Source organism: Gardnerella sp. DNF00753, from assembly GCF_049244275.1.
In the GTDB taxonomy this organism is placed as follows: Bacteria; Actinomycetota; Actinomycetes; order Actinomycetales; family Bifidobacteriaceae; genus Bifidobacterium; species Bifidobacterium greenwoodii.
The window spans coordinates 1,091,720-1,112,644 of the sequence record NZ_CP058393.1; the positions used below are offsets into that span (position 1 = coordinate 1,091,720).

Below are 20,925 nucleotides of genomic sequence, written 5' to 3' on the forward strand. Positions count from 1 at the left end.
TTAGTCTTTACAACAAATCTACACTCACAGCTCACCCAGAACAAAGCACTTAGCAAAAGCACTAGCACAAGGCCGCGTGAAGAGTTGCGGCGGAACCGTCTGTTAAGCTTGCCACCTGGTCGATTGCAACACGAAGACGCTCATCATCATTCGTGCACTCGTTCCAATCTCCCACAAACACGGCTTCCATAGCATCGTGCGAACGCGGCGACTTGCTCATAAAGACTTCCACCAAATCCGTCAAAATCTTCTGTTCGCGCTTATAAACTTCACGCTCGCGAGGAGCGATTATAAAGTGCACTGCCAAACTTTTAAGTATTACAATCTCGTAGGAAGTATCTTCCGGAATTACAAGGTTTGCGCGGTAACGAACAAGAGGACCGTTGCCATAACGCTCACGCGTAGCGTGCTCAACAGAACTTGCGAAACGGCCAATAAGAGCGCTAGTAATATTTTTCAACTGCGCTAACGCTCGGCGTGAACCGTCGAAAGAATCCGGGAACATTGCGCGCTTCCTTAAACGCTGCAAAGCCGCCAAAAGTTTATCTACATCCCAACGATTTCCATACCAGGCATGGGTTTCTTCAACAACTTTATCTACGACTTTTGTATCCGCAACTAAAGCAGGATTGAAAGCGCCGGTTACAATAGCATCCTCAATATCGTGCACGCTGTAAGCAATATCGTCCGAAAGATCCATTATTTGACATTCCATCGGCTTGGTTTCGTGCGGCGCTCCAATTTTCAGCCATTCAAACACATCACGATCATCCGGATACACGCAGAATTTAAGATCGCGCTCACCTTTGTCGTGCGACTTAGCTTCTTCTAATCCCCACGGATACTTCACTGCAGCATCTAATGCTGCGCGCGTAAGATTTACTCCTGCACTCCTGCCGTTTTGCCGCAAAACTTTCGGTTCTAAGCGTGTAAGTAAGCGAAGAGTTTGCGCGTTTCCTTCAAAACCACCAATATTTTTCGCCAACTCTGCGAGCGCACGCTCACCGTTGTGACCAAAAGGCGGGTGACCCAAGTCGTGAGACAAGCAAGCGCAATCAACAACATCCGGATCACAGCCAAGCATTGCTGCAATCTGTCTACCAATTTGCGCAACTTCAAGAGTATGCGTTAAGCGAGTTCTGGCAAAATCATCCGATCCTGCAACTAAAACCTGGCTTTTTGCACCCAATCTACGAAGAGCAGACGAGTGTATGATTCGCGCGCGATCTCTTTCAAAAGGCGTTCTAGCGCGAGTGTGATGAGGCTCACTCGCCCAGCGCTCAGTGTCATGCAAATCGTATTCACCAACGACCTCATTATCTGATGCAATTACTTCGTCGCACATCTAGCACCTCTTTTTATTTGCAATTAAGACTATTTTTATTAACCGTCTTAAAACAAGCAGTAACAAGTTATATAAGACTTTTTGCGTCCAGTTTTGAAATATCGCTAGAAGATAGCACTTCGTAAGCGTTGCGGTAAAGCCGCGGCACTCGAGCGCCGATTCCAGTCATAATTTCGTAGCTGATTGTTCCTGCAGCTTTTGCCCAATCGTCTGCAGTAGGCTCAGCAAATTCCAAGCCTCTTCCAGGACCAAAAAGCGTTACAGTATCGCCTTCTCGAACGCCTAACTCTGCAGCATCGCCTTTTAAATCAACTATGAACTGATCCATGCAAACTCGCCCAGAAACGTTCACAATTCGAACACCATTATTTGTTTCTACTCTAACCGGACCGCCTGGCTTATTAACATGACGCGCACCTTGCATATCGAATCCGGAAGCAGAACGCAAAATGCCGTCAGCGTATCCAAGAGGAACAATAGCAGTACTCGTATTATTTGGAGTTAAATACGTGCGTCCGTAGGAAATTCCATGTCCTTCTTCTACAGTTTTTACAGTGCCAAGCTGGGCTTGAAGAGTCATAGCAGGCTGCAATCCGTAAGTTTGAGAAGTTCCCATTGCAGGATCCGGCTCGTAGCCGTACAAACCGATTCCTGGGCGAACAAGCTCAAAACGAATTTCTGGGCGGTTAAGCGTTGCAGCAGTATTTGCTAAATGACGGATTTTAGGCGCTAAACCAGCTTCTTTCATGCGTTTCGTAAACTCGTGGAATTGTTGAATTTGGCGGTCTGTTGCGTCTACAAATTCTGGAACGTCTGGAGAATCTGCCACAGCTAAGTGACTCCATTGGCCAATAACTTCAATCGCGCCTTCGCTAGAGTATTGCTGCAATCTTTTAAGAGCGTCACTAAAACCGGCTGGAGTAAAACCATTTCTGCCAAAACCTGTATCGACTTTTACGTGCACGCGCGCAGGCTTTCCCAAAGCGCGCGCAGAGCGAGCCACAGCGTCGAGAGAATCAATAGATCCAACAGAAATATCAATATCTTCTGAAATTAAATCCGCAAACCTGGTAGTTGGAGCGCTTGTAAGCCAAGTAAGAATATGGCAGCGGCTTGAATCAATACCAGCTGCACGCAAACGTAACGCTTCGTATGGTTGAGCTGTGCCAAGCCAAGTAGCTCCACCAGCTAAAGAAGCAAGAGCACTAGGAATTAAGCCATGTCCGTAACCGTCTGCTTTTACTACCCCCATAACTTCCGGCGCATTTTGACCAGGCTGCAAATTTTGACCAACTCGCGCAACCAAAGTGCGCATATTGTCTCGAAGCGCCTTCAAATCGACGATTACCTGACCCGGGTATGTACTTAAAGCGCGAGCATAGTTTGCTTCTAACATTGCCGCATTACGTGCACTATTACTTGCCGCATTACTTAAATCTGTACTCATAACTCACCTAACTGATTTAGTATGCTTTTAATGCTACATGCTCTTTTGTATACTCTCCATAAGCTTTTAAGAACACACGCGCATTTCATATGACATGATTAAGTGTTTGCATCCATTGATATGCAATACGTACTGCACTGTGTACACGATCTGGAATAACGACCAATCCACAACGACTAAACCCTGCACGCGTAATTACTTTTTGCATAATTACGTTATCTGGATGCGTGTCAATGCGTACATTATTATAGTTTTGCTGCACCCAATGCAAGCACGCTGTTGCCATTTTTGGTTTTATTCCCGAAGATGCTAAGCGGTGAATTGTTACATAGGGGGAAATATCATCAAGCCACGCACCGTCAATACTGGCATACACTTCATCAACACCTTCGCATAATGCGAATTGCGCTAGAATACGCTCGTTACATGATTCTGGGTCCTCGTCAACAATCAAATAGAAACGTTTTAAACGAATATCCTCAATAACACTTGAAACAAGTGGAAAACTATTCCCCCACTGATGAGGATTGCCTGTAACACGCATAAATTTGCGAGCATTTTCATAAATATGCTCAATATTTCGCAAGTCACCAAGAGTTGCTTTTCTCAATGTTACATCTTCCATGTCAACCTCTAAAAGAAAGCAAATAAAACTACGCAAAATTAGCTAATTATTACTTACACAAGTTTGCGCTCAAAAGGATCCGAACTAATTCCCTTCGCTAGAATATCCTTACACCATTGACTAGCACCAAATAAACTGTGGTCTCTATAGTTACCGCAAGATTCAATAGTTGTTGCAGGAACATCATCCCAAGTCGCCTTAAACGCAATAAACTCAAGAGATTCCTTTAAAGCGCGCGCCACATCTTCTGTGCTGTGTTCGCCCCAAGTTAGCAGATGAAAACCAGTTCTGCAACCAAAAGGCGAGCAATCAATATAGCCATCAATACGCTCGCGAAGTAACACTGCAATCATATGCTCAATTGTGTGCAAAGCTGCAGTAGGAATTGCTTCCTCATTAGGCTGCGTTAAACGAATATCATAGTTGGAAATAACATCCCCATTAGGACCTTTTTGCGTATTGATATAGCGCACATAAGGTGCTTTTACTTTAGTATGATCTAGTTCAAAACTTTCTGGTCTAGGTCTAGACGCATCCTGCTTATTCATAAGTATTCCCTTCGCTTAACTACACAATAAACAACGTACTCTTTATGTACTAAGTACTTCTATAGTAGACGGTAGTTGTCTAATTAGTTGAAAGATTTATTAGTTGAAAGATTTATTTACATGATTGCCGCGTTTACAAGAGCACGAGTGTAGTCATTTTGCGGACTATTTAGAACATCGCTTACTCTTCCAGATTCCACAATTTCCCCATCGTTAAGAACAATTACGCGTGTTGCTAAATGCTGAATCATACCTAAATCGTGGCTTACGAAAACACACGACATTGTTGGGCGCTCTTTTCGAATTGCCGCAAAAGCGTCGAGAATGCGAGTTCTTTCAGCAACGTCAATTGCACTCATTGGCTCGTCTGCAACCAAAACTCGAGGATTATTAATCAGTGCGCGCGCAATAGCAACACACTGAGCCTGACCTCCAGAAAGCTCATGAGGATAACGTTCCAAAAAATCTTTAGGATTTAATCCTACTAATTTCAGCATTTCACAAACACGCTGCTCAATAGTTGCATCGTCTAATTTAAGCGATTTTCGCCAAATATTAAGCGGCTCGGAAACGCTTTTTAGAACAGTCCAGCGCGGGTCTAAAGCCGCAAATGGATGCTGAAAAACAAGAGAAGTTTCTTTACGAAGCGCACTAGAATAGGAAATTTTTTTGTAATTTGTAGAAGAATTCACTATTTGTGAATCATAAGTAACAATTCCATCTGAAATTTTTTGAAGACCTAACATTGCGCGAATAAGAGTTGTTTTACCAGAGCCAGAACCGCCAATAATAGCAAGCGATTCTCCTTTGAAAAGCTCTAGATTAACACCCTTCAAAACTTCTGCGCGAGCTAAGGCACGACCCAAAGTAACGTGAATGTTTTTTGCTGTTAAAAGAGCAGAATTTTCGCGACTTACATTTTCTGTAGTTTCACTTTCGCGACTTACATTTTCTGTAGTTGCACTTTCACAACTTACATTTTGAGAATCTATTTTTTGCGCTCTTAAAGTCAACTTTTTAGCGGCATCAACCAATTGCTTAGTTGAAGTAACGCGTGGATTTTCAAGCAAATCTTGGACTTCTGCACTGTCAACCAATCGCCCAGAATCAAGAACATAACAACGCTTAGCAGCTTTTGAAAGCACAGAAAAATCGTGAGTTACAAAAAGCATAGAAGCGCCCATGTTGTCAACAAGCGAAGTCAACATGTTAACAACTTCTTTTTGAGTTACACTATCGAGAGCAGTAGTAGGCTCGTCAGCCAAAATAAGCCGCGGAGAAGTAATTAAAGCTGTTGCAATACCAACTCGCTGCAGCTGTCCGCCAGAAAGTTCAAAAGTGCGTTTAGAAATAATATTCTGCGGCAAACCAACCTTTTCAAGCATTACGCAAACTCTATTATGAACGTCATCTGCATCAAGTTGGTAGTGAATGCGCAAAGGAAGCGAAATCTGTTCCTCCACGCTTAGCATTGGATTAAGCGCGCGATTAGCCTGCTGAAATACCACGCCCACGTATTTTCCTCGAAGGCGAGCAAGATTCTCATCACTAGCGCCAACAGTTTGAACTCCCCCAAGCATGCAAGATCCAGAAATTTTAGTTTCAGACGGAAGCAAGCCGGTTGCAGCGCGAAGAAGCATAGATTTTCCAGAGCCAGAAGCCCCAACTAAGCCAACACGCTCACCATCTTCAACATGCAGCGAAACGTTGTTAAGAATAGTTTTTTTACCAAGATTTAACGTAAGATTTTGAATATTTAAGCTCATTTTGCGCCTACTTTATTCATACTTTTTGCGCAAGGATCCAATACTTTGCGCAACACGTCACCTAGCAGATTAAGAGCAACAACAACTATTGTTACGATCAATCCCGGCCATAGAACAGCCAAAGGATTGACGTGAATAAGCGTTACGGAAGTTGCCAAAACACGCCCCCAGCTAGGAACTCCCGACGGCACACCTACACCCAAGTAAGTTAATCCACTTTCTGCCAAAATCACCGTACCTGCAGAAAGAGAAAGCTGCACAAGCGCTACAGGCGTAATATTAGGGAGCACATGACGAAGTAGCACATATCTTCTTGAAGCGCCTTGAGAAATAGCTGAATTTACGTAATCTGATTGCAAAACAAGCTTTGCGCTTGGACGCACAATACGAGCCAGATTAAAACCGTATCCAAATCCACAAGCAATCACAATCACCAAAACGTTTGCGCCAAACGGAACCGCAAGCATAAGAGCAATCAGAACAGTTGGAACAGAAATAAGAGCGTCAACAGCCATAACGCTTGTTGCACGAATAATTTTATACTGCGAAATCATAATGCTAAGCAAAACCGTGCCAATTAAAGCAGAAATCATAACTGTGCAAACAACTATAACAAGCTCCACTCGAGAACCTGCCATAAGCCAGCTAAGCATGTCGGCGCCAGTTCCATCAGTACCAAGTAAGTGCGCAAAAGACGGCTTCTGCCACACTTCGTAGCCGTTTGTTTTTAGAAGAGAATAAGGAGTCCAAAACAGTGAGATTGCAGCAATAGCAAGCCAAAGAAAAAGCGTTACGCATACGAATTTACCAAATGAAGCACGCCATATACGTTTTAGAATAGTAAATTGCATCTTTTTCACAAAATCACCTTGACAACCTAGGGTCTAGCAGCCTGTGAGCAATATCAACCGCAAAACCAATTAGCAGAAAAAGAGCCGCAAGCATAAAAAGTTCACCCTGCACGGCAATTAAATCGCGCAAACCAACATCTCGAACCAAACCCATACCCATTCCAGGTAAAGAAAACAGGTTTTCAATAACCATCACACCCATAACCATGTGAGCGAAAGTCAAGCCAATAACAGAAACTAACTGAGCAAGAGCCAGACGCAAACCAACTCGCCAAACAACCTGCTTACGAGTCATTCCGCAAGCCATTGCTTCAGCAGCAATTTCACTATTAGCAATATTTTCAAGAATTGCTGCAGTGTAGCGCATAAAACTAGAGCCAACAATAATTCCAACCGTAATCGCCGGCAAAAGCAGAGACAAAAACGCTTCGGAAAAATCACTCCAGCCGTCAGTTGGAAAACCTTGAGTAGGAAGAAGACCCACTACGCCAACACCTTTGCCAAATAGCAAAATAAGAAGCATTCCACCCCAAAGAGCTGGCACAGATCCTGCAGAAATAGCAGTAAATCGAGAAACCACTTGAGATAGCTTCCCTTCATGAGTTACCTTAAAACAGCCAAGCGGAATACCAATTGCGAGCGCAATAGCAAGTCCCAAAAAAATCAGCGGAAAAGTTATAGTAGCGCGGCCTAAAATCATTGAAACCACTGGCCTGCCCGTTAGAACAGAGACGCCGAAATCTCCACGCATAACACCCAGAAGCCAATCGGCATATTGAGTAAAAAGCGGCTTATTTAAGCCAAGCTCAGCCCGCAGCTGCTCAACTTTGCCGTGAGGGGAGTTAAGACCTGCCATAACTTGCGCAACGTCGCCCGGAAGCACACGAAGCGCAAGAAAAACAGCCGCAGAAATGCAAAACAGAGCCGCAATAAAAAGCAGCAAACGTTGGCATATCATGCGAAACATTAATAACTCCCCTTTTTCACCAATTTTTAATTACTTAATTACTTGTTTAACTTTTGCGTAGATTTTTAGTTACTTAGTTAAACGCAAATTGTAAAGTGGCAAAATTTCTTGATTCATGTCAAAAGGCATTCCTTCAAGATTCTTCACCTTCGCAGTTACAACGCGGTAGTTAAACAGCCAATCTGCAGGCGCATCCTTGCTAATAATTCGCGCAGCTTTAGCAAGCAATTTAGCAGAATCATGCTCATTCGCACAAAGCATTGCCTTCGCATACAAGTCTTGAACCTGCTTACTATCGTAACCGTAGTAGTAGGTAGGATCCGCCCACTGGCCAAAATCGTGGCTTTCGTTGTGGTCAACCATCGACAAATCGTACTGCTTATTCTTGTACACGTCCTGAAGCCAAGTAGTAAACTCAACAACATTCACGCGCAAATCAATACCAACAGCTTCAAGCTGCGATCGCAATTGGTCACCAAGTTGAGTGCCGTAAATATTCGGGTAAGTAAGCGAAAGTTTAAGAGGATGCGACTTATCGAAACCTGCATCTTTCATAAGAGACTTCGCGCGATCAATATTATGAGGATAAAGCTTAGTTAGATCCTCATAACCTGGGTCAAGAGATGGGATTGGGCCACCAAGAGCCAAATCTGTACCGCCTCGAGACGCAATAATCTGCTTATGATCAATCGCGTAACGAATAGCTTTTCGCACGCGAGCATCCTTCGTACGCTCGCCATTCATGTTCATAGCAAGCACGAACTTGTCTGTTCCGTTTCCAGCTCGAACAACATAACGCTTAGAATCATCCTTAAATGGCTTAGCAAGCTGACCGGAAATAGGAGCAAGAGCTTTAACAGCGCCAGAAGAAAGCGCGTCTACAGCAGCGTTGTCATCAACAAAGTAGCGAACAACAACTTTTTCGGTTTTAGCAGGATGAATGCCCTTATATCGCGGATTTGCCTTTAACACAACACGATCTGAAGGCACGAACTTTTCAATTAAGTACGGTCCGGAGCCAACCGCCTGCGTTTTAGCATCGTATTTAGCTGTTTTATCAAACACTAAGCCCGCGCGAGAGCACAAGGCCCACAAAAGCTTCGCATTTGGCTCTTTAAGCGTAATCTCAAACGTGTAATCGTCCTTCGCTTTTGCAGACTCAACTTTTCCAACCATATTCGAGCCGCGATACTGCTTAGAAACAAGCTCATTAAACGACCATGCAGCATCTTTTGCCGTAAGCTTGTGGCCGTTAGAAAATACGGAATCCTTGCGCAAATGGAAAGTGTAGCGTAAGCCGTCTTTGCTTACTTCCCAGCTTTTTGCCAAAGAAGGCGAAACCTGGTTCTTTTCATTTCTCGTAACCAAACCCTCGTAAACGTTACCAATAAGAAGCTGATCTAGCGAAGAACCGGACTGGTTTCTAATATCGAGATTAGTAGGAGCTAGTTTTAAGCCGATTGTGATGGTTTTGTGCGACATTGTAGACGCAGCGTTTTGCGACTTGAACAAGCTTGGGTCAGTTACCGTTGCAAAAATCGCGCTTATTACAACAACCGCAACAATTACTATTGTAAATAGCCAAGGCTTGCTTAGCTTGCGATTTTTTGATGAAGTGTTTGATTTTGCAGCTGCATTAAGCGAGTCGTCTGTACTTGATTTAGACGCGCTATCTGCAGAAGCATTATCGCAAGAATTACTTGCGTAAGATTCACCAGAGAATATTTCGGTCGCGCCGTTTTCTTCGTGCACGCCTTCCTCAGGTTTTGCGTTACCCATACCATAAACCTTTCTAAATGGTACTAAGTTATTTAGTTGTTATTTATATTTAGTTGTTATTTATTTTTAATTGTTTTACGCTCGACGCTTGATTGCAAATTAAATAAATCAACCCCAAGTCGCCGGCAGTATCAATCGTAGCGCAAGCTAAAAGCAGGCTCACCGTGCAATCATCCAAAAAACTCGCGAAAAATTTGTATAAATACGATTTTAAGAACTCACAAGGTTGTACTATTTATAGGCATATATCCTACGAATGTGGTTAAATTCCAACAGAACGTAAACTTGCAAACGTGCGCAAACACATTTAATACAAAGCGAGGAATGATGACTGAGAACTTGAATACTACGGTAACTGTGAACGAATCCTCGGATCCGCAAAACCAAAGTGGTGAAGACCGTACAGCATTGAACCGCCAGCTGGCTCAAATGCTTAAAGGCGGCGTGATTATGGACGTCACCACCCCAGAGCAGGCAAAGATTGCTCAGGATTCTGGCGCGTGCGCAGTTATGGCTTTGGAGCGCATTCCTGCTGATATTCGCGCAGCCGGCGGCGTTTCTCGAATGAGCGACCCGGCTATGATTCACGGCATTCAGGAAGCTGTGTCTATTCCTGTTATGGCAAAATGCCGTATTGGCCACTTTGTTGAAGCACAAGTGCTTGAAGCTATTGAAATTGACTACATTGACGAAAGCGAAGTGCTTTCCCCAGCTGACGACGTGTACCACATTAATAAGCGCGATTTTGCCGTGCCTTTTGTTTGCGGCGCGAAAGATTTGGGTGAAGCTTTGCGCCGAATCAACGAAGGCGCTTCCATGATTCGCACTAAGGGTGAGCCAGGAACTGGCGACGTGATTCAGGCTGTGCGTCACATGCGCATGATGAATTCTGCTATTCGTAAGCTTACAAGCATGCGCGAGGATGAGCTTTTTGAGGAAGCTAAGAATTTGCGCGTGCCATTTGAACTCGTAAAGTATGTTGCACAGAACGGAAAGCTTCCTGTTGTTAACTTTGCTGCAGGCGGTGTTGCTACCCCTGCAGACGCTGCTTTGATGATGCAGCTTGGCGCTGAAGGCGTGTTCGTTGGCTCCGGCATCTTTAAGTCGGGCGACCCAGCAAAGCGCGCTGCAGCAATTGTTAAGGCTGTGACTAATTACAAAGACGCTAAGATGATTGCTAAGCTTTCCGAAAACTTGGGCGAAGCTATGGTTGGCATTAACGAGCAGGAAATTAAGCTTTTGATGGCTGAGCGAGGCGAGTAATTTTGTCAAACTCACCTATCAATACTGATAACTCCGCTCATACTGTAGCAGTTTTAGCAGTTCAGGGAGCTTTTCTTGAGCATCGCTTAATGCTTGAAAAATTAGGCGCGCGCGTAATAGAGCTTAGGCAGGCGCGCGATTTGGAGCAGTCTTTCGACAGATTAGTGTTGCCGGGCGGCGAAAGCACTGTGCAAGCTAAGCTTCTTCGCGAGCAAAATATGCTTGAGCCTTTGCGCGAGAGGATTTCTGGCGGCATGCCTGTTCTTGGCACTTGCGCAGGCTTGATTTTGCTTGCTAAGAACGTAGAAGGTAACGAAGTAAACGGTTTTGGAACGCTAGACGTGACTGTTAAGCGCAACGCTTACGGACGTCAACTCGGAAGCTTCCACTGCGATGCTAATTTTGGTAATCTTGGTGCAGTTCCAATGACGTTTATTCGAGCGCCTTATATTGCGGAAGTTGGCTCTAACGCCGAAACTCTTGCAACTGTAGGTGGCCACGTGGTAGCAGCGCGCCAAGGGAATCAAATTGGAACGTCCTTCCACCCGGAGCTTGACAGCGATACGCGAATTCACCAGCTTTTCTTGAATCTGTAGTTGAATCTGTATTTATTTATCTAAACAAAAACCTCTTGATGAATGACTAACACTCACCAAGAGGTTTTAAAATTATAGGCAAATAGACAAGCCTTATTTAATATGCTTGCAAACTACTTGCGATGCGCGCGGTAGAAGCGAATCAAGCTCTGCGTAGAAGCATCCTGAGCTGCCAAAGCGTCATCATCCTGAGAAATTGCAGGAGTAATCTGCTTTGCAAGCTGCTTGCCAAGCTCCACGCCCCACTGATCGTAAGAATCCAAGCCCCACACAGTGCCTTCAACGAAGGTGATGTGCTCGTAGAGAGCAATCAATTCACCCAAAGCGAATGGGGTCAAAGCTTCGCCGAAGATGGAAGTGGTTGGACGGTTGCCGCTGAATACGCGAGCTGGAACAATCTCTTCTGGAGTGCCTTCTGCGCGAACTTCGTCAGCAGTCTTACCGAATGCAAGAGCCTTGGTCTGTGCAAGATAGTTACCCAAGAAGAGCTCGTGAACGTCCTGATCGCCATCCTTAGTAGGATTTGGCGTGTTCACAAATGCAATGAAATCAGCTGGAATAAGCTGAGTGCCCTGGTGAATCAACTGGTAGAAAGCGTGCTGACCGTTGGTGCCTGGCTCGCCCCAGAAGATTTCGCCGGTTTCGCTGGTTACAGGAGTGCCGTCCCAGCGCACAGACTTACCATTGGATTCCATGGTGAGCTGCTGCAAATAAGCTGGGAAGCGGTGCAAATACTGATCGTATGGAAGCACAGCGTGGGAAGCAACCTTGTAGAAGTTGCGGTACCAAACGTTGAGCATACCAAGAAGAACCACAACATTCTTCTCGAATGGGGTTTCAGCAAAGTAAGTATCGATTGCGTGGAAGCCCTTCAAGAACTCCTCAAAGCGCTCTGGGCCGAGAACAACGGCCAAAGAAGTACCAACAGCGGAGTCCACGGAGTAACGACCGCCAACCCAGTTCCAGAAGCCAAAGGCGTTGGTTGGGTTAATGCCGAACTCTGCAACCTTTTCAAGGTTGGTGGAAACAGCTACGAAGTGCTTAGCAACAGCTTCAGCCTTCTTTGCGTCGCTGCCGTCAATAGCGCCGCACTCCTGAAGCTTATTAAGCAACCAGGTACGAGCGGTACGAGCGTTGGTCAAAGTCTCCAAAGTGGTGAAAGTCTTGGAAACAATGATAAACAAAGTGGTTTCTGGATCCAAATCCTTGGTCTTTTCGGCCATGTCGTTTGGATCAATGTTAGAAACGTAGCGAGCGCTAATACCAGCGTCAGCGTATGGCTTCAAAGCTTCGTAAACCATGACCGGACCCAAGTCGGAACCGCCGATACCAATGTTTACAACAGTCTTGATGTTCTTGCCGGTAACGCCCTTCCAAGCGCCGGAGCGAACTTCGTTAGCGAAATCGTAAATGCGACCCAAAACTTCACGAACATCTGCAACAGTATCCTGGCCGTCAACAATGAACTTGCCAGCATCCTCTGCAGGACGACGCAAAGCAGTATGCAAAACTGCACGATCTTCAGTATTGTTAATGTGCACGCCGGTGTACATCGCCTTAGTGCGCTCGTCAAGCTTTACAGCCTTTGCAAGGTCTGCGAAAAGCTTAAGAGTTTCAGGCTTAATTAAATTCTTAGAAAGATCGAAGTGGAGATCTCCAGCTTCGAAGCTCAACTTATCCACGCGATTTGCATCCTCTGCAAACCACTTCTTCAGGCAGACGCCTTCTGACTGCAACTCGTCGTAATGCTTCTGCAATGCAGCCCACTCTGGGGTTTTTACGGCGTCAACTGGCGGATTGATGGCCATTTCTAGGTCCTTTCATTTCTTTAACTGATGCGACAGCAATTGTCACTATCATCCACTTCACAAGATACTCACAAAAGCAGACAGAAACACGCGAAGCTTAACACAAAAATGAACACAATAACACTGATAATGTGCACAACCTACCTCACATTTGGAGCGTTATCCGCGGCTCAGCACTCCAAACGCGGGAAAACTACCCCACATTTGGAGCGTTTCAAAGGGCTAGGCGCTCCAAACGCGCGCAACCTACCCCGCATTTGGAGGGTTGCGGAGGGTTAAGAACTCCAAACGCGAGAAACCTACCCCGCATTTGGAGCGTTTCGAAGGGCTAGGCGCTCCAAACGCGAGAAACCTACCCCACATTTGGAGCGTTTCAAAGGGCTAGGCGCTCCAAACGCGCGCAACCTACCTCACATTTGGAGGGTTATCTGTTGCACGGCGCGCCAAATTAGACAAATCTAAAAAAATACGATAAAATACTTTTCTTGTGCGCGAGTCGCGAATGCGTCTCGGGCAACATGCCGCTTTAGCTCAGTCGGTAGAGCGTCTCCCTCGTAATGAGAAGGTCGACAGTTCGATTCTGTCAAGCGGCTCTCGACTCATTCGAGCGTGTTAATACTTACGATTCGTGTTACGACTTGTGTTTTCCACGCTCGATTATTTGTATGAGTTATGCGCGAGTGGCGGAATGGTAGACGCGCAGGATTTAGGTTCCTGTGTCTTACGACGTGTGGGTTCAAGTCCCATCTCGCGCACGTTAAATCTTAAATCTACAATTCACAAACTTTCGTTAATATCAACAAGTAATATCAATAAGTAGTATCAACCATAAATATCAACATCAGGAAGCGCGTATAAATGTTAGTAGCAGTAGACATTGGCAACACGAACATAGTGCTTGGCTTTTTAAAAAATAACAAAATCGTCGACACGTATCGCATGACTACAAAATCCAACCGTACTTGTGACGAATACGGCATTATACTTATGCAATTCCTGCATTTAAGCGGCTTCAAAGCAAGCGATGTTGACGATATAATAATTGCTTCTGTTGTTCCAAAAGTTATGCACTCATTTCGTTCTAGCATAATAAAATTCTTTAATATTGACCCAATGATTGTTGGCCCTGGTGTTAAAACTGGCATGAATATTCGCATTGACGAGCCTAAATCGCTTGGTGCAGATTGCTTGGCTGATTGCGTTGGCGCGTTCAACGAGTACGGTGGGCCTGTTCTTGTTATTGACTTCGGAACTGCTACAACATACAACTACGTTGATAAAAGTGGCGCTATTACGTGCGGTCTTATTTGTACTGGTATTAGAACTGCAGCCGCAGCTTTGTGGGATAATACAGCTCAGCTTCCAGAAGTTGAGATTTCTAGACCAAAGTCCGTTCTTGCAAAATCAACTCTTACTGCCATGCAAGCTGGCTTATACTACAGTTTCTTAGGTGGTATTGAGCGCACTATTGAACAGTTTAAGATCGAAATAAATGAGCCATTTAAGGTGATTGCCACAGGCGGATTGGGTAGTTTGTTTGAGCAGGATGTTAAATCAATCGACTATTACGATCCTAATTTGATTTTCAAAGGCATGGCAGAAATTTATAGAAGAAACTTACGCTAGTTTTAAAACTTGCGTTAGTTTTCTATCTAACAACAAAACCTTGATTATACCCGTATTCTTTTAAGTCTTTTTGCCACAAATCTAAACCATCTTTTATAGAAATACGAGGACCTGGATCGTCTGGAAGCCACAGCTGACTGCCGTCATCTTGAGTAATTCCAGCGTCAATCATAGACTGCACATTCAAGCGAGTACGCGACTTTCTACTCCAGTCATAAGCCTGCCCAACAGTTGTACGAAAATCATTTCTGGAATACACTTCAAACGGCAAATACTGGTATCTGGTATCGACTTGATTTGCAGCATCAGCAAATACGCGGTTAAATTTCTGACCACCAAAATAAGGTATGTCAATTCCGCGAGAATCACGTATTGTTGTTCGATTTAGAAAATTCGGGTCAGCAAGAGTTACAACATCCGCAGGAAACGCTCCACCGTTAACGCGCATTCTAATACCTTGCATTTCGTGACAAACAAAATTCACAAAACGCATAGCAGCTTCCGGCTTTCTACTTAATTTCAGCACAGATAGCGCAGATCCGCCCATTTCTGCATTGCGTTTTTCGCCGTGAAGCGTTGGCACATGCGCAACCTTCCACAATCCCGCTGTACCTGGCACATTCTCCAGAAGCAGAGAAGGCATCCAAGCTCCAGCAAAAACAGAAGCAATTTTGCCGGCTCCAATACCATTTTTCCAGCGTTGCGTCCAGGTTGTAGTTCGTGTGTCAATTAAGCCTTCGTCAATCATAGACTGCCAAAACTTAGTAAACTTTTGCGTGCCATTGTCGTAGCCCAGACGCACAGTAACTGTTTTTCCATCGTGCGAAGTAATAAAAGGACGTCCACCTGCAAGCCAAATCATAGCGTTATAAAAGCTGGCATCTCCCGAATCTGCAGCAATATAAACGCCAATATCCTTCAGTTTTCTAGCAGCGTGACGGTAATCTTCCCAAGTGCGTATTTTAGTTGCGTCAACACCAGCTTGCTTAAATACGTCATCGTTATAAAACCAAGCCATAGGTCCTGAATCCATTGGAAGGCCATAGATTCGCCCACCTAGTTGCACAGAAGACCAAGTACCAGGAGTGTAGAAAGTTCTAGTCCCCTGCACTCGATCAGTAATATCTAGCAGCTGCTCGCTTACAGCGTATTGCGGTAGTGCGAAATATTCCAGCTGAGCAACGTCTGGTATTCCGTAACCGTCTTGAATAGCGCTGTTTAGATTGCTGTAGCCGCTAGTGTCTTTTACAACAACACGAAGATCCGGATTAAGACGCTCAAACTCTTTTGCAATACGCTTCATGCTTGGCTCCCACGACCACACAGTGATTCGTGTTCTAGCATCCGCATTTCCGCATCCGGAAGATAGCAATAAAGACAAAACACACAATATTGAAAGCACTAATTGTTTCAAACTATTGCGCGATTGCAATATTTTTGCGAATGTAAGCATGAGTTGCCGCCTACTACTATTTTGTTACCATAAGTTTTATTCTACAGTTACAGATTTGGCAAGATTTCTAGGCTTATCAACATCGTAACCCTTTAATTTTGCCATATCCATTGCGAATAACTGCAACGCAACAACGTCAACAAGCGGGCTTAAAAGAGTCGGGCATTCAGGACGCCAGAAAACAATATCCGCGTATCTTGCAGCATCCGGATCGCCTTCTTCAGCAACCGCAATAGTAAACGCTCCACGCGCTTTAACTTCCTCAATTCCAGAAATTACTTTTGAGTGCAAAATGTCGCGTCCGCGAGAAGAAGGCACAATTACTACAACAGGCTCCCCCTCGTCAACAAGCGCGATTGGACCGTGTTTAAGCTCACCGGCTGCAAAACCTTCTGTGAAAGTATATGCGATTTCCTTAAGCTTAAGCGCTCCTTCTAACGCAACAGGATATCCTACGTGACGACCTAAGAATAGGAAAGACTTAGCTTCAAGCGTATGCTCTGCAGCTTTCATAATGGAATCTGACTGAGTGTCGAGAACATTCTGAATTTTACTTGGCATAGCTTTTAATTGCGCAACAATTTGCTGGATTTCGTCGCGATACATTGTGCCTTTTACTTGTGCCAAATAAAGACCGAGCATGTATGCTGCCACGATTTGTGCAACAAAAGCTTTAGTAGAAGCAACAGCGATTTCTGGACCAGCGTGAGTGTAGAGAACTGCGTCAGATTCGCGCGGAATGCTAGAACCTTGAGTATTGCATATTGCAAGCACACGACTTCCCTGCTCGCGCGCGTGACGCAAAGCCATAAGCGTATCCATTGTTTCGCCAGACTGCGATATTGCAACCACCAATGTTCGATGCGTCAAAATAGGGTCTCGGTAGCGAAACTCGTGAGCAAGCTCCACTTCAACCGGCACACGCACCCAGTGCTCAATCGCATATTTTGCAACCAAACCTGCGTAACTTGCCGTGCCGCAAGCAACAACAATAATTTTGTCAATCGCGCGCAACACGTCTTGGCCAATATGCACTTCGTCAAGAACAATATTTCCATGAGCGTCAAAACGCCCGCGCAAAGTGTCTGCAACAGCGTGTGGATCTTCATGAATTTCCTTATCCATAAAGGAATCCCAGCCGCCTTTTTCTACAGCAGACGCATCCCAGTCAACCGTAAAACACGTAGGATTTTCAACAACTTTGCCGTCAAAATCAGTAAGAAGCAAACCAGCTTTGCCGCTTTCGTCAATATTTCCAATGCAAACAGCTTGATCTTGGCCAACTTCTAAAACACGATCCGTATAAGCCACAAAAGCCGCAACATCAGAACCTAAGAAATACTCGCCGTCACCAAGACCCACAACAAGCGGAGAATCGTGACGAACAGCTGCAACAATACCAGGCTGACGAACATCCACTGCTAGAAGAGTAAAAGCACCCTTAAGCATTTTTGCAGTGCGGCGAAGAGCTGTAAACAAGTCTGCTTTACCGGTTTCTTCCACAATTTCGTTTGCGATTTTACCAAGCAGTTTTGCCGCAACTTCCGTGTCTGTTTGGGAAGAAAATTCGTATCCTTCTTCGTGAAGCTGTTCTTTTAGAACAACAGCGTTTTCAATAATTCCGTTATGAATAAGGGCGATTTTTCCGTCAACACTTGTGTGAGGATGCGCGTTTGCATCGCAAGGAGCACCGTTCGTAGCCCAGCGAGTATGACCTATTGCAGCACTCGCTTCCGGCATAGGATTCACACTAATATCATCTCGTAACACAGCTAGGCGTCCTGCTTTTTTGCGCACGGCAACCTTGCTCATTCCGGGTGCCACCAGTGCCACTCCTGAAGAGTCATATCCGCGATACTCTAAACGCTCTAATCCACCTAAACAAACTTCCAAAGGTTTTGCGCAAATCTTGCCAAAACCCGCATATCCCACAATTCCACACATAATCTTCTATTATACGTCAACCTCAAGGCTTGTGCAGTACTTTCTTCGCGTCAAATCTCGCGCTTCGAAGCCTTTGCCGAAATGCTTTTCTAACATAGACTGCAACACCATCAACACAGAAGTAATAACCAAATACCAAATACTAGCAACAAGAAGAAGCGGAATCGGCTTATAAATACGATTCGCAATAGCATTCGTAGCAAACTGAAGCTCAAGAGTAAAAGGCACAGCCAAAACCAAAGAAGTAGTCTTAAGCATACCAATAGTCTCATTACCCAAAGGCGGAACAATAATACGCATAGCCTGAGGAAGAATCACACGACGCATCATCAAAGAACGAGACATACCCAAAGCCTTAGAAGCCTCAACCTGACCAGCATCAACAGCCTCCAAACCAGCACGAACAATCTCAGACAAATACGCAGCCTCATTCAAAGACAAACCAACAACCGCAGCCGTAAGAGAAGTCATAACAACATTAGAATCAATAGAGAAAAACTCCACAGAAGTAAACGGAATACCCAAACTCAACTTAGGAACAAGAACCGCAAACATACCCCAAAAAACAAGCTGCGTATAAACAGGCGTACCACGGAAAAACCAAATAAAGAACCAAGCACACCCGCGCAAAACCGGGTTAACACTCTTACGCATCATAGCCAAACCAACAGCCAACACAATCGCAATAACCATAGCAAGCAAAGTCAGCCACAAAGTCCAGCCAATACCAGTAAGAACATTTTCGTCAATAATATATTTCGCTACTATATTCCACTCAAATCTACGATTAGTCGCTATAGAATACAGTAAAGAGCAGGCCACTAATGCAACAATTACCCCAGCAATAATAGGACCCGGCTTTTTAACTGGAAGAATACGCTCGTCGTTGTTCTTTTTAGAAAACATATTCACAATACTACTCTAAACTCAATCAAAATCAGAAGACACCAGAAAATCACACATTCGGATTTAATTCAGGATGCTTAACCATAATATCTTCCACACCCCAAGACTTCATGATTTTTTCATAATCTCCAGTTTGTATAAGTTTTTCAATACCAGCTTTAACAGCCTGAGCAAGCTGCTTATCACCTTTTTGCATAATAATGCCCATAAGCGCCTTGTCTTTGCTTGTTCCCAAGGCCTCAAGCTGATTATCGGTTTGCTCAATAGCAAAACTAGAAACAGGAGTGTCGGCGTACATAATATCCGCTCTACCAGCCACAACAGCAGTAGTTGCATCTGTTTGCTCTTTAAAAGCAAGAACATCTAAAGGACTATTTTTACTCGCTTTACAAAAGTCTCTAGCACTATACATTTGCGATTCGCTGGTAGTGCCTACTTGTACAGAAACTTTTCTGCCACACAAATTATTAAGACTTACCTTTGTTGGGTTTCCTTTACGAACAACAAACAGCAATCCAGCATTTGCGTACGTTACAAAATCGACGGCTTTTTCTCTTTCCTTACTTACTGTAAAACCAGAAACACCTATATCGAATTTGCTGCCAACAGAAGGCAAGATAGCATCAAAAGGAGCATTCACAATAGTAAGTTTTAAGCCCATTAATTTTGCTAAAGCTTTATTAAGATCAATTTCGTAACCGATTACAGTTCTACCATCTCTGGCGTAAAATCCTGCAGGAGCATAACCAATGTTTGTTCCCATAACAAGCTCGCCTTTTTCCAACAGTTTTTTAGGAAGAAGAGAGGCGATTTTTTCATCTTTTTTAATGCTATTAATGTTGTAACAGCGGTCAAGAAGAGGGTCACGGCCAACAGCATCGGTTGTTCCACAAGCTCCAGAAAATCCTATTAAAGTCGCAGAAACAAAAGCCGCAATAGAGCGCATCCACCTAGAAGATCCTAAGAATGTCCACTTATTCTTACGATGCACATCAAGTTTTTTAACATCGCAATTCGCTTGAATCATAGAATCCCTTAACAACTATATCTACTTGAACATGCACAACTGTACCACTAATCATAAAGCAATACGGTGCTATTCTTTTGAATTTTATAAAAGATTTACTGCGTCTTTACTGCGGCTTTACTGCAACTTTACTGCGGCTTTTAGGAGCTTCATAAAAGCTTCGTAAAAGTTTTAAAGCACGTGATGCAAGAAATCTTTGAAACGATTAGTTTGCGGATTGTCAATAATATCAGCAGTTCCGCACTCTACAACCATTCCATCATCCATAAATACTACTTGATCTGCAACTTCACGCGCAAAACCAATTTCGTGCGTTACAACAATCATTGTCATACCATCTTTTGCAAGATTTCGCATAACATTCAAAACTTCACCAACAAGCTCAGGATCAAGAGCAGAAGTCGGCTCATCAAACAGCATAATTTCCGGCTTCATAGCAAGAGCGCGCGCAATAGCCACACGCTGCTGCTGGCCGCCAGAAAGCTCAGCAGGATAATGATTCATTCGCTCAGCCATGCCTACTCGTTTAAGCTCTTCAATTGCTAAATCGTTAGCTTCCTGCTTACTCATTCCCAACACGTGAACAGGAGCTTCCATAACATTTTCCAATGCCGTCATATGAGGGAATAAGTTAAAACGCTGGAAAACCATTCCAAGCTTCGAACGCTGCTTAGAAATCTCTTTATCGCTAAGAGCTTGAAGACATTCCTCGCCTTTATGCGTTACCTTTTTTACACCAATGCGCTCGCCATAAATGCTAATACTTCCAGCACTAAGAGTTTCAAGCTGATTAATTAAGCGCAATAAGGTTGATTTACCCGATCCGGAAGGTCCTAAAATAACAGTTACCGTGCCAGGATTAACGGTTATATTAATATTTTTTAATACGCTAAGACTACCGAATGATTTCTGTACGTTGCTTAAGATTACTGCGGGAAGATTGCTTTCGTTATTTTTAATAGTCATATTCGCTC

17 protein-coding genes and 2 tRNA genes are annotated in these 20,925 nt (G+C 44.2%); 5 read left to right on the top strand and 14 right to left on the bottom strand.

The features are described 5' to 3' along the window. Nucleotides 1–61 precede the first annotated feature (61 nt). The 8 genes from HXT33_RS04510 to HXT33_RS04545 form a co-directional block, all read right to left on the bottom strand. Nucleotides 62–1,345 (bottom strand): deoxyguanosinetriphosphate triphosphohydrolase, encoded by a 1,284-nt coding sequence (locus HXT33_RS04510; RefSeq protein WP_421786733.1) that lies wholly within the window; start codon nt 1,343–1,345, stop codon nt 62–64. 67 nt (nt 1,346–1,412) lie between these two features. Then, nucleotides 1,413–2,792 (bottom strand): alanine racemase, encoded by a 1,380-nt coding sequence (alr, locus tag HXT33_RS04515; protein WP_421786735.1) that lies wholly within the window; start codon nt 2,790–2,792, stop codon nt 1,413–1,415. An 85-nt stretch (nt 2,793–2,877) separates the two neighbouring features. Continuing rightward, nucleotides 2,878–3,417 (bottom strand): histone acetyltransferase, encoded by a 540-nt coding sequence (locus HXT33_RS04520; RefSeq protein ID WP_004137551.1) that lies wholly within the window; start codon nt 3,415–3,417, stop codon nt 2,878–2,880. A gap of 53 nt (nt 3,418–3,470) precedes the next feature. After that, nucleotides 3,471–3,965, bottom strand: a complete 495-nt coding sequence (locus tag HXT33_RS04525; protein WP_004106032.1) for an S-ribosylhomocysteine lyase — start codon at nt 3,963–3,965, stop codon at nt 3,471–3,473. 116 nt (nt 3,966–4,081) lie between these two features. Next, nucleotides 4,082–5,731 (bottom strand): ABC transporter ATP-binding protein, encoded by a 1,650-nt coding sequence (locus HXT33_RS04530; protein ID WP_421786737.1) that lies wholly within the window; start codon nt 5,729–5,731, stop codon nt 4,082–4,084. After that, entirely contained in the window at nt 5,728–6,582 is an 855-nt protein-coding gene (locus tag HXT33_RS04535) for an ABC transporter permease (RefSeq protein WP_308582757.1), read from the bottom strand. The genes HXT33_RS04530 and HXT33_RS04535 overlap by 4 nt, the downstream gene beginning before the upstream one ends. A 13-nt stretch (nt 6,583–6,595) precedes the next feature. Further along, nucleotides 6,596–7,549 carry an ABC transporter permease gene (locus HXT33_RS04540; RefSeq protein WP_004137557.1) on the bottom strand — a complete coding sequence of 318 codons (954 nt, stop codon included), beginning with the start codon at nt 7,547–7,549 and terminating at the stop codon, nt 6,596–6,598. A gap of 69 nt (nt 7,550–7,618) precedes the next feature. Next, complete coding sequence (locus HXT33_RS04545) at nt 7,619–9,328, bottom strand: ABC transporter substrate-binding protein (protein ID WP_421786740.1); 1,710 nt, start codon at nt 9,326–9,328, stop codon at nt 7,619–7,621. A 429-nt stretch (nt 9,329–9,757) separates the two neighbouring features. Between HXT33_RS04545 and pdxS the strand changes: the two genes are divergently transcribed. Continuing rightward, on the top strand, nt 9,758–10,591 hold the full coding sequence (gene pdxS, locus HXT33_RS04550) for a pyridoxal 5'-phosphate synthase lyase subunit PdxS (protein WP_050543671.1): 834 nt from the start codon (nt 9,758–9,760) through the stop codon (nt 10,589–10,591). A 2-nt stretch (nt 10,592–10,593) separates the two neighbouring features. Next, nucleotides 10,594–11,187 (top strand): pyridoxal 5'-phosphate synthase glutaminase subunit PdxT, encoded by a 594-nt coding sequence (gene pdxT, locus HXT33_RS04555; RefSeq protein WP_421786742.1) that lies wholly within the window; start codon nt 10,594–10,596, stop codon nt 11,185–11,187. Between the two features lie 113 nt (nt 11,188–11,300). Here pdxT and pgi read toward each other — a convergent pair whose 3' ends face one another. Continuing rightward, nucleotides 11,301–12,995 (bottom strand): glucose-6-phosphate isomerase, encoded by a 1,695-nt coding sequence (gene pgi / locus HXT33_RS04560; RefSeq protein ID WP_004137567.1) that lies wholly within the window; start codon nt 12,993–12,995, stop codon nt 11,301–11,303. A 520-nt stretch (nt 12,996–13,515) separates the two neighbouring features. Between pgi and HXT33_RS04565 the strand changes: the two genes are divergently transcribed. The 3 genes from HXT33_RS04565 to HXT33_RS04575 all read left to right on the top strand — a co-directional run bounded on the left by HXT33_RS04565 (nt 13,516) and on the right by HXT33_RS04575 (nt 14,621). Further along, nucleotides 13,516–13,588, top strand: a tRNA-Thr gene (locus tag HXT33_RS04565). A gap of 81 nt (nt 13,589–13,669) precedes the next feature. After that, nucleotides 13,670–13,750: transfer RNA gene (locus HXT33_RS04570), tRNA-Leu, on the top strand. Nucleotides 13,751–13,853: 103 nt separating this feature from the next. Then, nucleotides 13,854–14,621 carry a type III pantothenate kinase gene (locus HXT33_RS04575; protein ID WP_308583316.1) on the top strand — a complete coding sequence of 256 codons (768 nt, stop codon included), beginning with the start codon at nt 13,854–13,856 and terminating at the stop codon, nt 14,619–14,621. Nucleotides 14,622–14,643: 22 nt separating this feature from the next. Here the strand turns inward: HXT33_RS04575 and HXT33_RS04580 are convergent, their stop codons facing one another. From HXT33_RS04580 to HXT33_RS04600, 5 genes are all read right to left on the bottom strand, one after another. After that, on the bottom strand, nt 14,644–16,074 hold the full coding sequence (locus HXT33_RS04580) for an extracellular solute-binding protein (protein ID WP_419388868.1): 1,431 nt from the start codon (nt 16,072–16,074) through the stop codon (nt 14,644–14,646). A gap of 36 nt (nt 16,075–16,110) precedes the next feature. Then, entirely contained in the window at nt 16,111–18,018 is a 1,908-nt protein-coding gene (glmS, locus tag HXT33_RS04585) for a glutamine--fructose-6-phosphate transaminase (isomerizing) (protein ID WP_421786744.1), read from the bottom strand. Between the two features lie 9 nt (nt 18,019–18,027). After that, a complete protein-coding gene (locus HXT33_RS04590; protein ID WP_410313615.1) occupies nt 18,028–18,924 on the bottom strand; it encodes an amino acid ABC transporter permease in 897 nt (298 codons plus the stop codon). Between the two features lie 49 nt (nt 18,925–18,973). Next, nucleotides 18,974–19,951: an ABC transporter substrate-binding protein gene (locus tag HXT33_RS04595; RefSeq protein WP_004129448.1), complete on the bottom strand. Its 978-nt coding sequence runs from the start codon at nt 19,949–19,951 to the stop codon at nt 18,974–18,976. Between the two features lie 171 nt (nt 19,952–20,122). After that, the gene (locus tag HXT33_RS04600; protein WP_421786746.1) at nt 20,123–20,917 is read right to left on the bottom strand and encodes an amino acid ABC transporter ATP-binding protein; all 795 of its coding nucleotides are present in this window, start codon (nt 20,915–20,917) and stop codon (nt 20,123–20,125) included. Nucleotides 20,918–20,925: the final 8 nt, after the last annotated feature.